The sequence below is a fragment of the Streptomyces otsuchiensis genome, assembly GCF_004305975.1.
Classification (GTDB): Bacteria; Actinomycetota; Actinomycetes; order Streptomycetales; family Streptomycetaceae; genus Streptomyces; species Streptomyces otsuchiensis.
Map to the genome: position 1 here is coordinate 1 of NZ_BHZI01000364.1, position 4,812 is coordinate 4,812.

The following is a 4,812-nucleotide window of genomic DNA, read 5'->3' on the forward strand; positions in this document are numbered from 1 at the left end:
CCCCGAGCCCGACCCCGCTCCCGAACTCGATGCCGATGCCGACCCCGAGCCGGCGATCCGCAGTCAGGCCGCGTATTTCGCGGAACGGCTGGCCGAGAACCCGCTGCACATCTCCGACAGCGTCCCGCGCGACGCCCCGCGCTCGGCGGCCCCGCTGTTCGAGGAGCAGATGGAACGGACCGGCGTCCCGACCTTCCTGCTGATCCTCCCGGGCGGCTCCGTCACCGCCAACGCCGAAACGCTCCTCGCCACGGTCCACGAACGGCACGGCGAGGACGGCCTGTACGTCGCGATGGTCGGTTCCCGCCTGGAGGCGGCCGCCTTCGGCTCCGGTGTCCCGGCCCGGCACGCGGCCTTCGCCACCCAGGGCGAGGTGCCGCGCGACGCCGGCCGGCTGCGGACGTTCACCCACTTCGTCGACGTCCTGCTCTCCGGTGAGGCCGAGGAACGCGCGACCGCCGCCCGCGAACGCGGCTACGACGACCGTCCCGACGACATGTTCATCAGCCGCACCGACCGCCGGAACCAGGCGTTCGTCACCGGCCTGGCGCTGACCGGGGTGCCGCTGCTGCTGATCGGCGTCGTGTGGTCGACGCGGCACCTCACCGGGCGGGGACCGCGCCCGCTGCGGGACGCCACTCCGGCCGCCGTGGTGCTGGCCGTGGTGATCGGCTTGGGCGCCCCGGTCGTCTTCGACCAGACGGTCACCTCCGACGCCCCGCTGCCCACCGAGCAGGACCTCACGGCGCGCTCCGAACGCGTGGCCGCCGGGTTGCGCGAGCAGCCCCTGTTCCTCGACCCCGAGCTCCCGCCGCTGCTGACCACCGCGGAGGAACGCGAGCTGGCCGAGCGGATCGAGGAACTGCCGATGCCGCTGTACGTGGTCGCGGTGCCCAACGACTTCGCCTCCGAGTCCTACTACCGCTCCGAGTACCTCGCCGCCCTCCTGCAGCAGGAACTCGGGGACGATGCCCTCTACGCGATCATGGACCAGCGTGGCCGGGACATCCGGCTGGCCGAGTACGGGCCCCGGATCGGCCGCGACGTCCAGCAGGCGGTCCGCGACGTCCGCGACGCCGATCTGGACGCCGGGGCACCGGAACTGCTCGACGCCTTGCTGACCGCGCTGGAGACCACCGAGCCGGACACCTCCCTCCCCCCGCGCGCCCCCTCCCTGGACGACGCGCCGCTCTCCCAGGAGGAACGCGTCCGGCTCGACTCGCTCTACGCGGGCGACTTCTTCCCCGGCCTGCTCGTGGGAGCCTTCGCCGGCCCCACCGCGGCGGGCGCCGTCCACGGCGTGCTCTTCGGCGTCGCCTCCTGGCGTGCCCCGCAACGTGTCGCGCGGCGCGAACTGCTGAAACAGGCGGGCTCCGGCCCCGGCCGGGCCCTGGCCGCACAGCACCGGCCGCGCCTGCGCTGGCTGCGCCGCGCCACCCACGGCGAACTGGTCCGCCTCGCGGCCGCCTACGAGGAGAAGAGCGAAGGCGTCTCCGAACCGGCCCGCCGCAGGGCGTTCCAGAGCCTCGACGCCGCCACCCTGCTGCTGGACGCCGACGGCGACGGGCGGGTCGATCCCGACACCCCGCAGCAGGATCTCGTCCTCGCCCTGGTGCTGCTGCGCGCCGGGGGCGCGGCGCTGGAACGGGGGGCCCGGCGGCAGGCGGACCGGATGTGTTCCGTCAACCCGCTGCACGGGGTGGCGACCGCCCGCCGCCGGCTGGTCTTCCTGCCCTCCGAACCGCTCCGCGACCGGTCCCTCTGCGGCGCCTGTGACGTCCGCTTCCGTGGGACGGAGCGCCGCCGCATCCAGAACGTCAGCCGACGCACCCTGGAACTCCGCCGTGAGCCGGGCGGCGACCCGGCACCGGACGGCCGACCGCCCGTCCGGCCGTACCCGGGTTCACCGTTCGGTTCCGCCCGCTGGCAGCCGTACCACCGGCTGACCGGACCGCTCGGGTCCGGCGGCGCGGCGGGACTGTCCATCGAGCGCATGATCCGCCAGGCACGGGAGGCACGAGGTGTCCACTGACCGAAACCGCTCCGGCGCGGGCTCGCACCGGAGCGGCGGAACGGCGCACCGGCCCCGCTCCCGCTCCCGCTCCCGGTCCCGCTCCGGCGCCCGGGCGCTCGCCCGCCGCGCCGTGCTGGTCACTCTCGCCGCGCTGCTGCTGACGGCGACCGGCGGCGCCGCACACGCCGACGACGAGGAGGCGAGCGCCGCCCAGCGGATCGCGACCGCCCTGGGTGAGTCACCGGTCCACGTCGACCCGGTCTTCGCTCCCTCGCTGCCCGTGGAGCGGCAGGCCGAGCTGACCGAGCGGATCGAGGAGAGCGGGCTGCCCATCCACGTCGTCCTGGTGCCGCTGGTCGAGGGGGACGCCTGGGGCGGCAGCCCCGACACGATGCTGGAAGTGGTCCGGGACCTGCTCGGCGTCGGCGCCCAGGACCCGTTCATCGCGATCACCACCAGCGACTCCGGTGGCACCCGCCATCTGCGCGGCTTCGAGTGGCCCGCCGACGAACACGAGGCCGCGTCGGCGGTGCGTGCGGTCAACATGGGCGGCAACGCCTACCAGGCGCCGCTGTACGACCGGCTGGAGGACGCCGTCGAGCTCATTGTCGACGGAGAGGGCCAGGCCCGGTACGACGAGCTCATGGACGAGCTGCGCGCCGGTCTGCCGCCCACCGACGAGCCGTCGGCAGGCTCCGGCGCCTCCGGCGGGGGTTTCCCGCTGCTCACCGTCGCGCTCGTGGTGGTTCCGCTGCTCGCCGTCGGCGTCACGCTGGTGGCACTGCGGCGCCGGCGCGGCGTCCGGTACACCATGCCCAGCAATGTCTTCGAGACCGCCCGGGTCGCCGACGAGGACGAACTGCGGCGACGTGCCAAGCGCGAGGTCCTGGAGTTCGGCGAGCGGCTGACCGCCCTGGATGCCGCGCCGGACACTCCGGGCCCGGACGACGGCCCGGGCGCGGGCGAGGACGGCGCGCGGCAGCCCGGCCGGCGCAGGCGGGGCCGTGTCGGCGGCCGGGCCAAGCGCTCCGAGGCCACTCCCGGGGCCGGACGGCGCGCCGTCTCGGTTCGGGACGCGCTGGACGCCTACGCGGCGGCCGGCACGGTCCTGGACCGCGCGCGCTCCACGACCGACCTGGTCGGTGTGCTGGCCCTGCTGGCGGAGGGTCGCGCGGCGCTGGAGCCCGGCGGGGACGCGGCGGGCCGTCTCTGCTTCTTCCAGCCGCTGCACGGTGTCTCCGACCGTCCGGTTCGCTGGCGGCTGCTGGGCCGCACCAGCTCCCTGTCGGTTCCCGCCTGCGCGCGCTGCGCCCGCGCCATCGCGGACCACCGTCCGCCCGAGGTGCTGACCGTCCGGCACGACGGGCGTGACATGCCCTACTTCGAGGTGCCCTCCGAGCACAGCCTGTGGGCGGCCAGCGGGTACGGCGCCTTCGGCGACGAGACGCTGACCCAGCGCGTCCGCCGCGGCGACTTCACCCGCACGCTGGAGTCCTGAGCCGACCGCTGAGCGCCGGGCAGCGGGCGCGCCGTCCTCAGCGGCCGTCCTCAGCGGCCGGACGCGGGCCCGGAGACCGGGTGGCCCAGCAGCATCAGCGGGGCGCCGTCGGCGCGGGTGAGGAAGAGGGTGGCGGCGCCCTTGTGACGGCGGGAGTCGAGCCGCAACTTGGAGCGCAGTTCCTCCGGGGTCATCGCGAAGCCGCGCTTCTTGATGGTGAGGTTGCCGATGGACCGTTCGCGCAGCAGCGCCTTCAGCCGCTTCAGGCCGAACGGCAGGACGTCCGTGATCTCGTAGGCGTCGGCGTACCGCGTCGGGGTGAGGGTGTCGGCCGTGACGTAGGCGATGGCGGGGTCCAGCAGCCGGCCGCCGACCTCCCGGGCGACGTCGGCGACCGCGTGCGCGCGGATCACCGCGCCGTCCGGCTCGTAGAGGTAGCGGCCCGGCGCCCCGGCGGGCGGGTCGGGCAGGCCGGCGGCGAGCAGGGTGTCCCCGGCGGGCAGCAGCGTGGCGCGGTAGCGGCCGGCGTCGCCGGCGCCGAACCACAGCACCGCCTCCTTGACGGCGCCGCCGTCGGAGACCCATTCGGCCTCGACGTCGGCCGGGATGTCCTGGTGGTCGATGCCCGGCCCGGTCTTCAGCGCCGCCACCGGCATGCTCCGGGCCGTCGCCAGCGCCCAGGAGAGCGGGGGTGAGTACGCCTCGGGGTCGAACCGGCGGCTGCCCCCGGCGCGGCGGGCGGGGTCGACGAAGAGCGCGTCGCAGTCGTCCAGCCCGGTGGTGGTGACATCGGCCTGCCGGACCTCGACCAGCTCCGAGAGGCCCAGCGCCTCCGCGTTGGCGCGCGCCGCGGCGCAGGCGAGCGGGGAGCGGTCGACGGCGAGGACACGGATGCCGGCGCGGGCCAGGGCCAGGGCGTCGCCGCCGATGCCGCAGCAGAGGTCGGCCACCCGGCGCACGCCGAGTGCGGCGAACCGCTCGGCCCGCCGGCGCGCCACTCCGGCGCGGGTCGCCTGTTCCACGCCGTCGGCGGTGAAGAACATCCGGGCGGCGTCCTCCGCCCCGAACTTGGCCACCGCCCGGCGGCGCAGTGCGGCCTGGGCGAGGGCGGCGGAGACCAGTTCCGCGGGGTGGTCGCGGCGGAGTCGGGTGACCAGGGCGATCTCGTCCTCGGCGCGATGCCCGGTGCCGAGGCTGTCCAGCAGGGCGCGGCCGGGGCCGCTCAGCAGTGCGGCGAACGCGGCGGTGCCGTCGGCGTCGTCGCCGCCGGGGGCGTCGGGCGCGGTTCCCGGGGCGGGGT

General features: G+C 75.8%; 3 protein-coding genes. 2 read left to right on the plus strand and 1 reads right to left on the minus strand.

Features of this window, described 5'->3' with window-relative positions; genetic code table 11:
* Both E0D90_RS26810 and E0D90_RS23625 read left to right on the plus strand, forming a co-directional pair.
* Window positions 1-2,032 (plus strand): amino acid adenylation domain-containing protein (locus E0D90_RS26810; protein ID WP_157996930.1); only part of this gene is annotated, 2,032 nt, incomplete at its 5' end.
* A complete protein-coding gene (locus E0D90_RS23625) occupies window positions 2,022-3,512 on the plus strand; it encodes a hypothetical protein (protein WP_130800012.1) in 1,491 nt (496 codons plus the stop codon). The genes E0D90_RS26810 and E0D90_RS23625, both read left to right, overlap by 11 nt.
* 50 nt (window positions 3,513-3,562) lie before the next feature.
* On the opposite strand, the gene E0D90_RS23630 is transcribed toward E0D90_RS23625, so the two are convergent.
* Window positions 3,563-4,741: a class I SAM-dependent methyltransferase gene (locus tag E0D90_RS23630; RefSeq protein ID WP_130800013.1), complete on the minus strand. Its 1,179-nt coding sequence runs from the start codon at window positions 4,739-4,741 to the stop codon at window positions 3,563-3,565.
* Between the last annotated feature and the right edge of the window lie 71 nt (window positions 4,742-4,812).